Below are 15,334 nucleotides of genomic sequence, written 5' to 3'. Positions count from 1 at the left end.
TACCTGTCCGAGCGCGCCTAGCGTCCGGTGGGTGGAGTATTACCGAAACCGGGCGGTGGCGCAGGCGCATCGGGGGGTAAAGGTGCATCTCCGGGAATCGGGAGAGGCCACTGCGGTCCACCATACGGCGTCGGAACGCTCCACTTGCCCCGTGGCGTTGGATCGGCCACCTTCGCCAGGTCGGCATTGGGCGGCGGGCCCGCGGTATCGTCGTCGGCCGGACGCGGTGCGTTGCGCGCACCACGGACCAGCACCGCCGGGTCGGGGTTGGCGCAGTACGTGGAGTACAGCGCCGGTTCATAGAAGCTGGCATCCGAGACGGGCTTGCGCGGCGTCGCGTAGTCACATGTGGGCCGCGGGTACAGCAGGTCCGCAAGTGCCCAGATGGCGCCATCGTGGAAGATGGTCGCCGCACTCTCCAGCGTCGACCCACGCACCTCCGGTCCGGGGAACAGCGCATTGAGCGCAGGGACGCGCACGTAGTTCAGCTGCGCGACCGTCGCGAGATTGCCTAAGAGCTGCACCATGGTGTCGGAGTTATCGGTGAAGAGATTATCCACACCGTGCAATGTCTGCGGGGCCTGCCCGAGCAGCGTCCGGAAGCCGCCGTCCATCTTCTTCAACCCGCCGAAGGTGCTGCCCAGCTGCTGGCCGGTCGCATCCAACCCCGAGTTGAGGTCGACGAGCGTCGAGAAGGTCACCTTGCTCGACTTCAACAGAGTCACCGTTTCCGGCAGCACACCATCGAGTGTGGTGATGAGGAACGTACCCCCGTCGAAGATATCGGCGAGCTTTTCCGGGCCTTGCGTGCTGACACCGAGCTCCTTACGGATGGTGCTCAGCTTGTCGGTATCAAGCTGAGCCAGTAGCCCATCGGAATCCGCCAGCACCTGCGCGAGGGTCATCGGAGTGCTGGCCCGGCCCAGCGCGACAACGCTGTTGTTCCCCAGGAATGGGCCGTCGTTCGTCGTCGGACGGAAGTCGAGGTACTGCTCACCGGCAGGCGACAGTCCGGAGACACGCACCTCGCTGTTGGCCGGCAACTTCACGGCACCGTCGATCGCGGCGGTCGCGACCACGCCGCCCTTCTCCAGATTGACGGACTGCACCCGGCCGATGGGAACCCCGCGCAGCATGACTTCCTGATTCGGCAGCAGCCCACCGGATTCGTGCAGCTGCACCTTCACCCGGTACTTGGACTCGATCGGATTGACCTTCAAGGTCCCGAACATCACATACCCGGCGCAGATGACGAGGATGCCCACCAAGCCGACTACGGACAGCCATTTCCAGCTGCGCTTGAAGACATCTGAGGCCGCCAGCAGCCCTCGGGAAGTCGATTCCAGCAAACCATGGGACTGTGCGGGGCCAGTCGCGGGCGCGGTCATCGGCCCGGTCCTGGTTCTGGTGCCGGGGCAGGTGCGGGTGGCGCTTCCGGCGCGGGTGCCGGGGCAGGCGGGTTCGGTCCCTGACCAACAACCCGCTCCTGCAACCGGTACAGCGAGTACTTGAAACTGCCGACGAGGTAACCCCAGTCGGCTTGCTTGGGGCCGTGGAATGTCGGGTCGCCCTTGTACCCGGCGTCGGGCCAGTTGCCCAGCGCGAGCTTGGCCATGTTGACGTCGACGGCAAGCGCGCTGCCTGCATTCGCCTTCACCAACATTGGGATTAGTCGGTTCAGTGCGACCAGGCTGGTGTCGGGGCTCACCGCGATGTCGTTGAAGCCCCGCGCGATCGAGTTGAAGTCGGCGAACATACTGCGGGTGTCGGTGCCCTGGATCGACGGGAACTTCGCCAGCTGATCGGAGATGTGCCCGGCAGTATCCGCGAGATCGCCGACCTGGCCGGGATCGATTGCCTTCAACGCCGGCGCGCCTGCCTCCAGCAGATCGTTGATCGTCTTCTCCCGCGCCGACAGCGTCGAGGCCAGCTGGGAGGTCTTGTCCAACGAGTTCTGGATCTGCGACGACCGGCCGTTGAGCGTGCCCATCAACTGATCTGACTGCTTCACGATGTCGCCGAACACGATGCCATTACTGCCATTACCGCCGGAAGACCTTCCCAGGCCGTTTATCACGTGCGTCAAGTTGCGGATGACGCCACCGTTGACGAGCACGGCCGCAGAGGCGAGCACGCCTTCCACCGTGGCTGCCGAAGAGGTGTTGTCCAGATCCAGCGTGCCCCCGTCCTTGAGGAACTGACCGGTGCCCTTGTCCGGTGGAGTGACGGCGACGAACACATCGCCGAGCGGGGTGGCCGTGCGTAGCTGTGCCGTGGTTCCGACGGGCAACCGCACACCTTGACGGATGCGCAACTGGACCACTGCTACATAGTCGACGGCATCCATCGACTCGACCTCGCCGACATCGGCTCCGCCGAGACGAACCTTGGCTTTCGCGGGAAGGTTGAGCGCGTTGGCGAATCGTGCGGTCAGCTTGTAGGACTGCGAGCCCATGTTGGGGGCCGGAAGTGGCAAGCTATCGAGTCCCGGTGGGGTGCAGGCGGATACGGCGAGGACGCCGACCGCAGCCAATGCGGCGACTCTCAGCTTGGAAACCTTCAAGCGGCTCATCACTGCCCCATCCTGGCCATACCGTCGAGCATGTAGGTCAGCCCGAAATCAGGACCGTAGTCGGCTAGCGTCCCGGTGCTGCACCCGAGCTGCCGCAGGCCCATCAGGTTGCAGATTTCCTTGCTGAATTGACTCTCGAGTAGCAGCTTGTCCAACAGCGGGTGTAGGCGGATCGACCCGTTCACCGGGTCGATGACACGGTCCACGTTGTCGAGCGTCAGCGGCAGCAGATCCAGAGTTTCCTTGAGTTCGCGCTGGTTGTCGGTCAACGACTGCAAGGTGACGTTGCCGTTTCCGACTAGACCCTTGATGACGTCGCGGTTCTTTTCGAGGAGTTCGGCGGTGTTCTTCAAGACCTCGTTGGCCTTGCGCCCGGTGTCGCCGGTTCCGAGCCGCTCGGCAGCCAGAATATCGGCAGTGCCGTGCACGGCCGAGCCGAACTGACGAATCGCCTTGTCGTTCTCGCCCATCGCATTCACCAGCGAGCTCACGCTCTTGATGATCGTAGTGAGCTGGTCCTTGGTCTCGGCGCCATCGGTGGTCATCTTCAACGCCTTCGACAGCTCGTCGAGGGCGGTCTTGACCTGCTCGCCGTTACCCGCGGCGGCCTGGGCTCCGATGCTGACCAAGTCGGCGGCCGGTCCGCCGCCCTTCCCGTCACCCTTCATCGCCGAAGCGAGCTTGTCGACGGTCGCCAGCACCCGGTCAAATCCGACGGGGGTGCGGGTGCGGTCGAGCGGGATGACATCGCCGTCCTTCAAGACGGGGCCCTCGGTGTACGGCGGGCTCAATGCGACATGCCGGTCGGTGAGGACCGAGCTGGTGAAGGCGGCGGCGATGACATTCGCGGGGACCTTCACATCTCTGTCGACGTTGAACTTGACCTGGACATACGTGCCCTTGGCTTCCACCGATTCGATGGCGCCTACCGGCAGGCCAAGCACCTCGACCACATTGCCCACGAAAAGACCGGAGCCCTCATCGAATTGGGCGGTGACGGTGATCTTGTCGTCTACTACGCCGGCCTTGCGCAGTCCCAGGTAGCCACCGATCGCGGCGACCACCACCAGCACCGAAACCACGCCAACCATGAAGATGCGGCGCGCGGTGGACCCCTGCTGTGTCAGGTTCACGGTCATGCGCAGTCCTTGAAGTACTCGAGTAGACCCCACTGCTCTGCACGGCTGCTGATCGCGCACATCCAGTTGTCCACAACCAGACCGTTCGTCAGGTTGATGTTCATGGAGTACGCCGAGCCGGTGGCGTTGGTCAGGTTCCGCAGCGGCACGGGCAGGATCTGCAACAGGTTTCGTATGTAGTCATCGTGATCGCTGGCCAGTGCCGTGACATCCCGCAGCTGTTGCAACAGCTTCTCGAAGGCGGGCCGGTCCTTGACGACAACCTTGCTCAGCAGGTCGACCACCTTGGTAATCGACGCCATCAGACGTTGGAACGATGCCTTGCGGGACACGAATTCCCCCAAGAGGTCCCGTCCCTGAAAGACCAGATGCCCGAGATTCGCCTGCTGCCGATGCAGCGTAGCGGTGACGGTGGACGCACTCTTAAGCAACTCGCCGATCTGCGTCCGCCGGGTGGAGACGATCCCCGACAGCTCCTTCAGATTCTTCATGGCCTCGGGCAACGCCTCGGGCAGCCCGTCGAGCTGCTTGGCCAGGATGTCGATGGACTGAGCCAGCTTGGTCGTGTCCACCTGCTCATAGGTGGCAGCGGTATCCGCGAGCAGCGCCTGCAAGTCATATGGCACCTCGGTGTGCGACAACGCGATTCGCTTATTCGGGATCACGCCCGCGCCGCGAGGCCGCAACTCGACGTAGCGCGAGCCGAGCAGCGTGGTGGTCTTGATCGCGGCCTGCGTCTCGGCGCCCAACTTCACCTCGTCGCGCACCCGCATGTCAACGAGCACCTTGGTGCCATCGAGCACAACGCTTTTGACTTCGCCGACATCCACTCCGGCGACGCTGACGTAGTCGCCCTTCTTGAGCTGTGCCGCCTGCGCGAATTCGGCTTTGTATCGGGTATATCCGAAACCGATCTGGCGGTACAGCAGCATCGACGCGATGATCGCGGTAACAATGCCGACGGCGATCATGCCGATCCAGAACTTGCTGCGGTCTTCTAACCTGCGTTCACGGGGGCTCATTCGGTCCCTCGGCATTTCGGTGTGTACTTGGCGATGCCACCGTGCGTGGCGTGCCGAACGATCGCGGGCACCAGATCATTGAGGCCCGGGAAGAATCCGTTGAGGTTCAGCTGGCAGGCATACGAATTGCCGTAGGCGCCGTCCTGCATCGTTCGGGCCAGCCCCTTCAACAGCAGCGGCAAATTGGAGCCCAGGAATGCGAACTGGTCCTGATTGGCGAGAATATGCGCGGCGGTACCCGGTTCGCGATAGACAAGCTCCTGCAGCTGCGGGTACACGTTGTCACCGATGGTCTGGATCCGGCTGACCACATGAGTGGCCGAACCGATGGACGAGACCAGGCTCTGGCGGCGGTTGTCCAGTTCGCCGACGACGTTCTGACTCTGGATCACGAGTTGATCCAGGTTGTCGTTCTGCTTGGCGACGTTCTCCAGCACGGTGTTGAGGTTCTCGATGAGCCCACCCAGCGACTGATCGCGTCCGGCAAAGGATTTCGTGATCTCGGTGGTCTGTGCGACGACATGGGCCAGTGCACCCTTGTCGCCGGCGAAGGCGTCGATGAGCCCGTTGGACAGATTGTCGACCTGCTTCGGGTCCAACAGGGTGAACAACGGCTCGAACCCGTTGAGTAGCGCACCGACGTCGAAGGACGGCTCCGTGCGCTCCACCGGAATCACGCTGCCTTCAGGCAAACGCTCCGGGCTGCCATCCAGCCCTCGGGACAGCGAGATGTACCGCTGGCCGATGATGTTCTGGTAGGTCACCGAGACAATCGAGTTGCCGTACAGATTCTGGTTGCTCTTGACCCGGAACTTGAGCTTGGCGAGCGAGCCATCCAGCTCGATCGAGTCGACGCGGCCCACGCGCACACCCGCGATGCGCACGTCGTCGCCGACTCGCACACCGGTGACATCGGTGAAAATCGCGCTGTAGCTCTTGGTCGAGCCCGTGGTGTCACGGAGCAGGGTGCCGTACACCAGGGTCGTCACGCCGATGGCGAACACGACAAACAGTGACAGTCCGACGACCGCGGCCCGGAAGTTCTTCATCGTCCGCCTCCCTGGGCCGAATTGGATTGGCCGGAATCGGTGTCCGACCCCTCACGACTGACCGAGATGGTTGTCCCGCGCGCCACCGGGCCCAGGAGCAGCTGCTGTGACGCGCTCGGGTCCCCACCGAGTGCCTTGCCAAGCTGTGCGCGCTCGGTCGCGCTTCCCACCGGTCCGACGTTTCCGCCGAACGCGGCCGGCGCGACTCCGGCAGGTGCCGGGTTGGGCGGCGGACCGAAGGGCGGCAGCACCGGGTTCGCAGCCCGGTCGACTTCCTGCGGGTTGGGACCTGAGCCGTGCAGCATGATGTCGGCCGCGGTAGGCGGGAAGATGGTTCCCGGCGGCGGAGCGATATCCGGCGGCGGCTTGTAGCTACCGGGCTGCAGCACCTCGGGAATGTCGATCCACTGACGCGTCTCAGGGGCGGTCGTACAGCTGGGTCCGGCCAGCTCTCCGTAACGCGGGCAGTCGTCGCGGACATAGGTCCAGGCCGGGCTGAACGACAGGATCAGGTTCAGGCCCAGTACCTGGCGGCCCGGATCCCATCCGTTTTCGAAGATCGCGTCCGACAGCACCTTGATGCGCGATGCGATCGGCACGAACTGGTCTGTGTGCTGTGCCAGGACACCGACGACCGGCGTCAGGTGAGTACCGATGCCGATCATCTGATCGATGTGGTTATCAATGGCCGTGGCAGCGGTTCCGGTGGTGTGCAAACCCGCCGAAAGCAGCCCGCGCACATCGGATTGCTTTTGGGCCAAGGTACGCAGCGGCACCAGGGCATTCTCCAGATTGTCCAACAGCCGCGGCGAGGTGGTGCTGAGTGCCGCAGACACCTTCTCCAGCGCCGCGATCGTCGAGGGATCGTTGGGGCTGGCGGTCACGATGGCGTTGAACTCGGTGAGGATGGACTGCAGCCGAGCGCCAGAGGCCAGCAGCTTGTCGCCGCGGCCCTGCGTTGCCTCGCCGAATACGCCGAGCAAACCGATTGGTGCGTCACCCCGTTGCCGTTCAGTGGCGGCGAGAACCTGGCGCAGCTTGTTGGTGGTGGTCTGGAACAGCACCGTCGGCAGCTTGGTGTCCTCGGTGATCACGGCGCCATTGCGCACCGGCGCGCTGTCACCGTTGTCGACCAACTGCACCGACGAGACCGCGAAGACGTTGCTGGGCACCACGCGTGCGGTGACCGTGCCCGGGATCCCGCTGGCATGCTCCGGCTTCAGGTCAATGTGCACGATGTTCGGCTTGCCGTCCGCGGCGGGTGTCACCGACGTGACGGCGCCGACGAGCATGCCGCGGAACTTCACATCGGCGCGCTCGGGCAGGCCGTCGCCGACATTCGTCATTTGAGCGTTGACCTTGACCGTGTCTTCCAGGTAGCCCTCCGACTTGGCAAGTAGCACCCCGGTCACCAATGCCAGCGAGGCCAGCACAGCAATGCCCGCAACGAGCAAGGAACGGTCGGACCAACCACGGCCACTCGCCGAGAATGCACCACCACTCACGTCAGCCCCCGAACCTTGCGCCGGCATCGACTCCCCATAAGGCCATGGTGAGGAGCATATTCACGATGATCACGACCGTGATGGCCGCGCGCATGGCATGCCCCGCGGCCACACCCACGCCCTCGGGCCCGCCCGAGGCGTTGAACCCGAAGTAGCACTGGATGGTTGACGCAATCCACACAAAGATGACGGCCTTGATCACCGAGTAGACGACGTCGGTGCCGCTCAACATCATTGTGAAGTAGTGGTCGTAGGCGCCGCCGATGGAACCGCCGCTGGAGATCCCGACCAGCAGGCGGCAGGTGATGTAGCTGACCACCAGGCACAACAGGTACAGCGGAACAACGGCCACGGTGGATGCCAGCAGCCGGGTGGTCACCAAGTACGGGATCGGGCGGATCGCCAGCGCGTCCAGTGCGTCGATCTCCTCGTTGATGCGCTGGGCTCCGAGCTGCGCGGTGAATCGGCAGCCGGCCTGCATCGCAAAGGCGAGAGCCGCCATCACCGGGGCCAACTCGCGGGTGGACACCAGGGACGAGATGAACCCGGTGGCCGGTCCCAAACCGATGATGTTCAGCAGGTTGTAGGCCTCGATACCGATCAGGGCACCGATCGTGCCACCCAGCACGGCAGCGACGCCCACGGTGCCACCACCGGTGACCAGTGATCCGTTACCCCAGGTGACGTCGGCCAGCAGCCGGAAGAACTCCTTGGAGTAATAGCGCAGGGAGGTCGGGATGGACGCCATGGCCTCCACGAAAAACGCCAGCATGTGTCCGAGCCGCCGAATCGACTGGGCGATCCGATGTCCGGCGTCGATGATCGGCTGAACGCCCTTGGGGCGATATGTGGCGATAGTCATGGCGGGCCCTTATATCCCGTGCCTGGGGAAGACCATGACGTACACCTGGCTAACAAGCACGTTGATCAGCATGAGCACCAAGATCGATTCGACGACGGCGGCGTTCACCGAGTTGGCGACACCGGCCGGACCGCCCTTGGTCGTCAGCCCCTTGTCGCAGGCGACGATAGCGACGATAAGACCGTAGAGAATGGCCTTGAGCAGCGCCAGGATCAGATCATCGACCCGAGTGAACGAGGCGAAGGTCGCGACGAAGCTTCCCGGTGCACCGTGTTGGAAGTAGACGTTGAACAGGTAGCTCGCCAGGAAGCCGACAAAACAGGTCGTACCCGTGAGACCAACACCGACCAGGACGGCGGCGGCGACGCGCGGGACGACGAGCCGCCGGATCACCGACACACCCATCACTTCCATGGCGTCGATTTCTTCGCGCATGGTCCGTGACCCCAGGTCGGCGGTGATAGCTGAACCGACCGCAGCGGCCATCAGCACGGCAGCGACCAGCGAGGCGCCCTGCCGCACGATCGCGACACCACTGGCGGCACCAGCCAAGGAGGCCGCGCCGACCTGGCCTGCCAGCAAGGCGAACTGGATGGACAGGGTGACGCCGATCGGGATGGCCACCAACAGCGTCGGCACGACGGCGCTCCCGGCCATGAACGCACCCTGGTGGATGAACTCCCGCCACGGGAAGGCGCGGTGAACGAGGTCCGTGAACATGTACTGCATGGCCCGTATGCCGAGGACGATCTGGCTGCCTGCGGTTTCCACCGCCTGCACGGGATGCTTGCGTACGTATTCCTTAACGGCGCCGGAAACCGCGTCGCGAGACGGTGTGGCGGGCCGCGCCGCGCTCGTCCCCTCAAATGTGGTCATCGTGCGCTCATGATCCAACACGCCGAATACCCCAAGGCAACACGTCCGCGTGCTGGCTGACCCACGTGATGCCCTCTCGTCCCAAAACCTCTCGGGCCCACCATCTTCGCTGGTCACAGAGAAGGCAGGGCCCGAACTGAGCAGTAACATAACACCTGACTGACGTGATCTACACATCGTCGTAGATCACGGTGAGATTTTCGCCACCCTGTTCTATGTGGTGTCCAAACGGTTGACAAATCGCAGGTCGCGATCGAATTGGGGTAATCCCCGAGCGGGCGACCACCGCACCGTAATTCCGCGCACGTGTCGAATCCAGGGGTCCGGCAGTCCGCGAACACGTGCGCGAGGCCAGCTCGACAGGTCCATCACCTCTATCACCATTCTGATAAATTTAAATCGACTGCAGTAATTCTGACAGATCGTAATGATTTGTCAACTACCTGGATGGCGTGGGCCATATTGCCCCTATTAGTGAGGGGTGGAACACACCCTCAGCCTCCATGCAGGCTCGGTCGCTGCGCAGTTGCGACGGTGCCCCAGTGGCGTACTAGGCATGGGAGACAGAACGTTGGTGACGCGTGTCGCGAGTTGTGACACAGGCAGGCGTCCACCGGCCGCGCTATGGGGCCGGTGGTGGTTGTAGTGGATGTTCCAAACGCCGAGTGCGTTTGCGCGCTGACCGCCTGATGTCCATGATCGTGCGCAGAGGAACTCCTCGGCGAGAATTCGGTTGTAGCGCTCCACCTTTCCGCTATGACGGGGAGTGTATGGCGCGGCCCTTTGGCGCCGGGCGCCGAGCATGGCCCGAGCGAATGAGTCGGCACGGCAGCAGGCTCCATTGTCGGTGATGATCCGCTCGACTCTGGTAATGCCGCGCGCACCGAGCCATGCCCTGGCTCGGTATATGAATCTGATTGCCGTGCTTGTCTTTTCGCCTGCAAGGGCCTCAATGTAGGCGAGGCGTGAGTATCCATCGACAGCGGAGTGCAGGCATGTGTAGCCGCCGCGCTCGCCGTTGGTCTTACGTCGCGCGACCATGCGGACGTGATCGCAGTTGCGGCCGTGGGTGCGTCAACCTCCACCGTCCGGGATGGACCGTCGGCGGTGTAGCCCGAGTTGGGCCACATGCCGGGTGATTGTGCGCCAGCTGACCGCGATGCCGTCGTTGTTGAGTTCGAACGCAATTCGGGTTGCTGACGATTTCTGGGTCCCCTGACGCCGAACTTCAAGCGATGGTTGGCAGTCGCGGCGCTCGCATTCACTTCGCCACCGCCGGGAGCGAACTGGCCGACTGGTTACACCGTGGTAATGCAACGGCAGCGCTGATCCGGCCCGACCGCACCGTCATGTGCGTGGGACGCGATCTCAATGCGCTCTGTGCAGCACTGCCGCCCTCCCGCCAGCGGGCTCGGAAAACCGGGAACAAGAACAGATCTTGCGTAGTCGCGAATGCACAGCGGACTAACGGGCGATTCACGAACTCCAACAGCGGCGGGACCGAACACAACCGTCGGCACAAACCTGTAGCGCATTCGGCGCATTGGCTTGTGACTCTCGGCCGCTAGATCGCGAGTGCGGTCACATAAGGATCGAGATTAATCCGCCGATGCGGTCCCTTTGCGGCCGTTCGCGCGCTCACGACATTGCCGGCCTGATTGAGCTGTCGGGGTGCATGGTGATCGGCAACCGAGCTGACAGAGTGCTACTAGCGGCCCGGCAGGTATTTGAGCGAACGTACGAGGATCGGCGTCACCTTGAGGTAGACGCTCTGTGGAATGCCCTTGATCCCGCCGAGGCCGATCACACGCTGGGTGGCAATCGTCTGCGGCTCGGTGTATTTGATGAGGCCCTCCAGACCGTGACGGCGTCCCATCCCGGAAACACCCATGCCGCCCATCGGGGCTGCCGTCGACCCCCACGCTGCCGCGTAACCCTCGTTGATATTGACGGTACCCGCGTGCAGCTGCTCGGCGATCCTCTGCGCCTGATCGTTCCTCACGGCAAAAACGCTGGCGTTGAGGCCGTACTCGGTGTCGTTCGCGCGTTTGATCGCCTCGTCGATCGAGTCAACCGGATAGATCGACACGAGAGGACCGAAGGTCTCGTTGCCGAAGCATTCCATCTTTTCGCTGACATCCGTCAGGACAGTCGGCTCGAAGAAGAACGGACCAAGATCCGGACGTTTGCGGCCACCAGCGATAACGGTGGCGCCCTTGGCAACCGCATCGTCCACATGTGCCTGCACGGCCTCGACCTGCTGCGCAGACGCCAGTGATCCCATGTCGGCATTGAAGTCATACCCCGACGAGAGCTTCATGGCCGATACGTACTCGGCGAACCTCTTGATGAAGTGTTCGGCTACGCCACTCTCGACGTAGATCCGCTCGATGGAGACGCACAACTGGCCGGAATTGGAAAAGCAAGCACGAGCCGCACCGGCCACCGCGTCGTCGATGTTGACCCCATTGGTGATAATCATCGGGTTCTTGCCACCGAGCTCCGCGGAAAAACCAACGAGTCGACGGCCCGTCTGTTCTGCGAGGATCGCCCCAGTTGACGACGAGCCGGTGAACATCAGGTAGTCAGCCTTGGCGGCAATTGCCTGGCCCACCACCGAACCTGCGCCCGGGACGACGGCGAACAGCGCGCGAGGCAGACCCGCCTCGTAGAGAAGCTCTGCAAGCGCTAGACAGCAGTATGGGGTGTTGCTGTCGGGTTTGATCACCACAGCATTGCCGGCGACGAGTGCAGCGACAGCGTCTGAGACAGCGAGCGTCAGCGGATAATTCCACGGGCTGATAACGCCGACCACGCCCTTCGGCTGGTATCGGACACGGACACTGGTGGCACCCGGTAAAAAGCCCGGAACCCGGTACTCGGCGAGCATCCGCGGACCCTGACGCGAATAGTAACGCGCGGTCAGGGCGACATCGATGATCTCTTCCTGCGCGGCAACGCGCGCTTTCCCGGTCTCGGCCTGCGCGATGTCCATCAGCTGCTCGGCGGCATCTTGAACCAGTTCAGAGAATCTGCCGAGCACCTTGGCCCGATCGGAGGCGCCACGGTTGGCCCACTCGACCTGGGCTACGCGAGCACGCTCGACAGCAAGCTCAAGATCCTCGACGGTGCCCACCGCGATCTTCGCCATCTCGTCGCCGCTGAACGCTTCGAGGATCGGCTTTGTGGGACGCACTCCATCGATAGCGACAAGTGCTGCCAGTCGCTTGAAGTACGCGGGCGAGGGCTTCGGCATATGAATCAAACCTCCTGTGTTTCCGGGTATTCGCCTTGTGCGTACCTCTCGCGGATGCACCGCTTGTCGAACTTTCCGACCGACGTCTTGGGCACTTCGAGAACAAACGCCCACTTCTCGGGGATCTGCCAACGCGGCACCCGTTCCTCGAGGAACGTGCGGTGTGCCTCGATGTCGGCGTCCTCCTCGCTGCGCACCGCAGCGAGGACAAACGGGCGCTCACCCCACTTTTCGTCGGGAACCCCGATAACGGCAGCTTCTTTAATCCCCGGATTGGACGCGATGACGTTCTCCAACTCAACCGAGGAGATCCATTCGCCGCCAGTCTTAATGAGGTCTTTGGAGCGATCGACGACGGTCATGTATCCATTGGGCGTGATGCTTGCAACATCACCTGTCCGCAACCAGCCGTCGTTGAAGTTCGATGTCTCCGTGACGTTTCCGGCCGGCTGGTAGTAGGCGCCGGTGATCCACGGACCTGATACTTCGAGCTCGCCGACGGCCGTGCCATCCCACGGCTGTTCTTCGCCGTTATCGCCGATGATCCGCGCGGCGACGGGGGCCGGAAAGCGGCCTTGTGTGACGCGATAGGCGAATTTCTCGTCATCGTCGTCGGCGTCGCAGGGCGGGCGTGCAATCGAGCCAAGAGGAGAGGTCTCGGTCATGCCCCACGCATGGGTGATCGGAGCACCGTAGCCGTCGAACGTCCTGATCATGGACTCCGGAACGGCGGCGCCCCCTACGATCACTTCTCGCAAATGCGAAATGTCCTGTGCCCTGGTCTCCAGCAGGGCGGCGACACCTTGCCATATGGTGGGCACGGCGGCAGCCATTGTCGGCTTCGCGGCATTCATCATCGCCAGTAGCGGCTCCGGTTGCAGGAACCGGTCCGGCATGAGGAGGCTCGCGCCACAAATCATCGCCGCGAACGGCACGCCCCATGACATGACGTGGAACATTGGGACGATCGCCAGCAGGGAATCGTTGTTCGCCAATCCCAGACCGGTGGTGGAGGTCCCGAAAACGGCGTGGAGGTAGATGCTGCGGTGGGAGTAGACGACGCCTTTTGGATCGCCGGTGGTGCCCGAGGTGTAACACATTATGGCCGCGCTGTTCTCATCCAGCCCAGGCCACTCGAAGATGGTCGGTTCGCCAGCGATCAGCTCATCGAATGCATGTACCGCCATGCCCGCTGGTGCGGATAGAGCGTCGGTCGGACCGTTGACGACGATAACGTGTTGGACTCCCGGGGTGCTGGGCAGATACTCCTCGAGAATCTGCGCAACACTGGCGTCAACAAAGATCACCTTGTCATCGGCATGCCGGATAATGAAGACGGCTTGCTCGGCCGACAGCCTCAAATTGAGCGTGTGCAGGACCGCTCCCATCGCCGGGACCCCCGCATACAGCACCTGGTGTTCGTTGTTGTTCCACATGAAGGTCGCGACACGGTCGCCCGGTGCAATGCCCAACCGAGTAAGAGCATGTGCGATCTTGGCGGCGGTATCACCGACCTCGGCAAAGGACATGTCGCGGAAGCCCTCGCCGGTCCAGGTGGAAACCCTGGCTTCGGGAAACGTCCTGCGGCTATATTCGACGAGAGCCGAAAGGGCCAAGGCCCCGTGCTGCATGGTGGATAGAACCATCCAACTCTCCTGAGTTCTACTTGCGGGCAAGTCAATTGGAACGTGGCTCACCAGAAAGATCGGCGCCCCGCTTCATCGAGGTACTGCTTCGCACTTGGGCCGGAACACGTTGGCGACTACCGGTTGTAGTCGAGCTTCAGCTCCTCGCTCACCGGGTGGGCCTGGCAGGTCAGCACGTATCCGTGTTCGATTTCATCCTCGGTCAGCACGTGGTTCTGGTCCATCACCGCACGCCCCAGAAGAACCTTGGCCCGGCACGTGCCGCACGCACCACCAGCGCAAGAGTAAGGCGGCTCCACTCCCTGCTGAAGGGCGGCGTCGAGCACAGTGGCTCCCGAGGAACAGAGTTCGAAGGATGTTTCTATGCCATCGAGGGACACCGTGACGGTGCTGTCGACATCGATGTCGACCTGAGTGCGGTCGGCGTGAAACACCTCGGTCAAGATTCTTCCGGGTACCGATATGCCCGTCAGCGCTGTTTTTACTGAGTCGACCATCGCCGAGGGACCGCACAAGAACCAGGCGTCTACATCGGCAGTATCGGGGGCGAATTGATCCACGACGGCTGGAGTGATCCGTCCTCTGAACTCTGCGCCAGCCTCGCGGGATAGGACGTGGTGCACCGCGAGTCGCTCGTCGGCCCATTCATCTAGCTGTTCGCGAAACATCGCCGACTGCGTTGTTCGGTTGCCGTAGATGAGCGTGAACCGACTGTCAGGTTCGGCTAGGCGAGTGGTGGCGATGATCGAAAGAACTGGGGTGATCCCCGAGCCGGCGACCACCGCAACGTAACTCCGTGCACGTGTCGAATCCAAGGGCGTGTGGAAATTTCCTGCCGGAGGCATCACGTCGAGGATGTCGCCGGGTTGCAATTCGTCATTGATGTAGGTCGACATCAATCCGCCCGGGATCTTCTTCACGGCTATCTTCAGTAAACAGGTTGAAACCGCCGCCGTAATCGAGTAGCTGCGTGCTACCTCACATCCGTCGACAATCGCCCGCACCGTGACGTGCTGCCCTTGCATGTAGCGATATTCTTGGGCGAGGTCATTGGGAACTTCGAACGTTACTTCGACGCTCTCATCGGTGAGCTGTTCGATCGAGCCAACGCGGAGCGAATGGTACTGACGTCTTTGACTTTCGCCGCCGGTTGAACGGGCGTCCATTCGGTCCGTGAGACGTCGCCAGGTCGTGTATTCGGACGCCGTCATCGACCGCCCGAACCATGTCGAGATGGCGGCGTTGCGGTCGAGGTATGCCTGCTCATTGCGGCGCCACGCCCGGATGTACCTGTAGAACGGCACGCTGGGATGCAAGTGGTGGACCAAGTGATAGTTCTGGTACAGGAACAAAGGCGTCAGCAGTTTCTCCCCGCCCACCCTAATTCGTGTGGCGCGGTATTTATCC

General features: G+C 62.7%; 11 protein-coding genes and 1 pseudogene. All 12 read right to left on the bottom strand.

The annotated features are described in order from the left end of the window. Positions 1 to 17 precede the first annotated feature (17 nt). Entirely contained in the window at positions 18 to 1,388 is a 1,371-nt protein-coding gene (locus B4383_RS23775; RefSeq protein ID WP_078294072.1) for an MlaD family protein, read from the bottom strand. Further along, a complete protein-coding gene (locus B4383_RS23770) occupies positions 1,385 to 2,572 on the bottom strand; it encodes an MlaD family protein (RefSeq protein ID WP_078294070.1) in 1,188 nt (395 codons plus the stop codon). The genes B4383_RS23775 and B4383_RS23770 overlap by 4 nt, the downstream gene beginning before the upstream one ends. Next, the gene (locus tag B4383_RS23765; RefSeq protein WP_078294068.1) at positions 2,572 to 3,711 is read right to left on the bottom strand and encodes an MCE family protein; all 1,140 of its coding nucleotides are present in this window, start codon (positions 3,709 to 3,711) and stop codon (positions 2,572 to 2,574) included. The genes B4383_RS23770 and B4383_RS23765 overlap by 1 nt, the downstream gene beginning before the upstream one ends. Then, positions 3,708 to 4,733 (bottom strand): MCE family protein, encoded by a 1,026-nt coding sequence (locus B4383_RS23760; RefSeq protein WP_078294066.1) that lies wholly within the window; start codon positions 4,731 to 4,733, stop codon positions 3,708 to 3,710. The genes B4383_RS23765 and B4383_RS23760 overlap by 4 nt, the downstream gene beginning before the upstream one ends. Next, complete coding sequence (locus tag B4383_RS23755) at positions 4,730 to 5,782, bottom strand: MCE family protein (RefSeq protein ID WP_078294063.1); 1,053 nt, start codon at positions 5,780 to 5,782, stop codon at positions 4,730 to 4,732. Before B4383_RS23755 ends, B4383_RS23760 begins: the two co-directional genes overlap by 4 nt. Further along, positions 5,779 to 7,287 carry an MCE family protein gene (locus B4383_RS23750; protein ID WP_078294061.1) on the bottom strand — a complete coding sequence of 503 codons (1,509 nt, stop codon included), beginning with the start codon at positions 7,285 to 7,287 and terminating at the stop codon, positions 5,779 to 5,781. Before B4383_RS23750 ends, B4383_RS23755 begins: the two co-directional genes overlap by 4 nt. A gap of 1 nt (position 7,288) precedes the next feature. Continuing rightward, a complete protein-coding gene (locus B4383_RS23745; RefSeq protein WP_078294060.1) occupies positions 7,289 to 8,149 on the bottom strand; it encodes an ABC transporter permease in 861 nt (286 codons plus the stop codon). Positions 8,150 to 8,158: 9 nt separating this feature from the next. Next, complete coding sequence (locus B4383_RS23740; RefSeq protein WP_078294116.1) at positions 8,159 to 9,025, bottom strand: ABC transporter permease; 867 nt, start codon at positions 9,023 to 9,025, stop codon at positions 8,159 to 8,161. A gap of 561 nt (positions 9,026 to 9,586) precedes the next feature. Beyond that, positions 9,587 to 10,255: pseudogene (locus tag B4383_RS23730) on the bottom strand (integrase core domain-containing protein); the annotation flags it as partial. 478 nt (positions 10,256 to 10,733) lie between these two features. Continuing rightward, positions 10,734 to 12,281: a succinic semialdehyde dehydrogenase gene (locus B4383_RS23725; protein ID WP_078294056.1), complete on the bottom strand. Its 1,548-nt coding sequence runs from the start codon at positions 12,279 to 12,281 to the stop codon at positions 10,734 to 10,736. A 5-nt stretch (positions 12,282 to 12,286) separates the two neighbouring features. Beyond that, positions 12,287 to 13,927, bottom strand: a complete 1,641-nt coding sequence (locus B4383_RS23720; protein WP_078294054.1) for a long-chain fatty acid--CoA ligase — start codon at positions 13,925 to 13,927, stop codon at positions 12,287 to 12,289. Positions 13,928 to 14,043: 116 nt separating this feature from the next. After that, positions 14,044 to 15,334, bottom strand: a 1,291-nt coding sequence (locus tag B4383_RS23715; RefSeq protein WP_139361018.1) for a 2Fe-2S iron-sulfur cluster-binding protein, incomplete at its 5' end; no start/stop codon positions are given.

This window comes from Mycobacterium sp. D16R24, assembly GCF_002013385.1.
Lineage (GTDB): Bacteria > Actinomycetota > Actinomycetes > Mycobacteriales > Mycobacteriaceae > Mycobacterium.
The sequence above is the reverse complement of the archived record's forward strand: the minus strand, read 5'-3'. Positions and strand labels throughout refer to the sequence as shown.

Excerpts from the sequence above, each read along its gene's own strand:
- B4383_RS23765 (WP_078294068.1), bottom strand. The coding sequence starts at position 3,711 with ATGACCGTGAACCTGACACAGCAGGGGTCCACCGCGCGCCGCATCTTC.
- B4383_RS23760 (WP_078294066.1), bottom strand. The coding sequence starts at position 4,733 with ATGAGCCCCCGTGAACGCAGGTTAGAAGACCGCAGCAAGTTCTGGATC.
- B4383_RS23745 (WP_078294060.1), bottom strand. The coding sequence starts at position 8,149 with ATGACTATCGCCACATATCGCCCCAAGGGCGTTCAGCCGATCATCGAC.
- B4383_RS23770 (WP_078294070.1), bottom strand. The coding sequence starts at position 2,572 with ATGAGCCGCTTGAAGGTTTCCAAGCTGAGAGTCGCCGCATTGGCTGCG.
- B4383_RS23775 (WP_078294072.1), bottom strand. The coding sequence starts at position 1,388 with ATGACCGCGCCCGCGACTGGCCCCGCACAGTCCCATGGTTTGCTGGAA.
- B4383_RS23755 (WP_078294063.1), bottom strand. The coding sequence starts at position 5,782 with ATGAAGAACTTCCGGGCCGCGGTCGTCGGACTGTCACTGTTTGTCGTG.
- B4383_RS23725 (WP_078294056.1), bottom strand. The coding sequence starts at position 12,281 with ATGCCGAAGCCCTCGCCCGCGTACTTCAAGCGACTGGCAGCACTTGTC.
- B4383_RS23720 (WP_078294054.1), bottom strand. The coding sequence starts at position 13,927 with ATGGTTCTATCCACCATGCAGCACGGGGCCTTGGCCCTTTCGGCTCTC.
- B4383_RS23740 (WP_078294116.1), bottom strand. The coding sequence starts at position 9,025 with ATGACCACATTTGAGGGGACGAGCGCGGCGCGGCCCGCCACACCGTCT.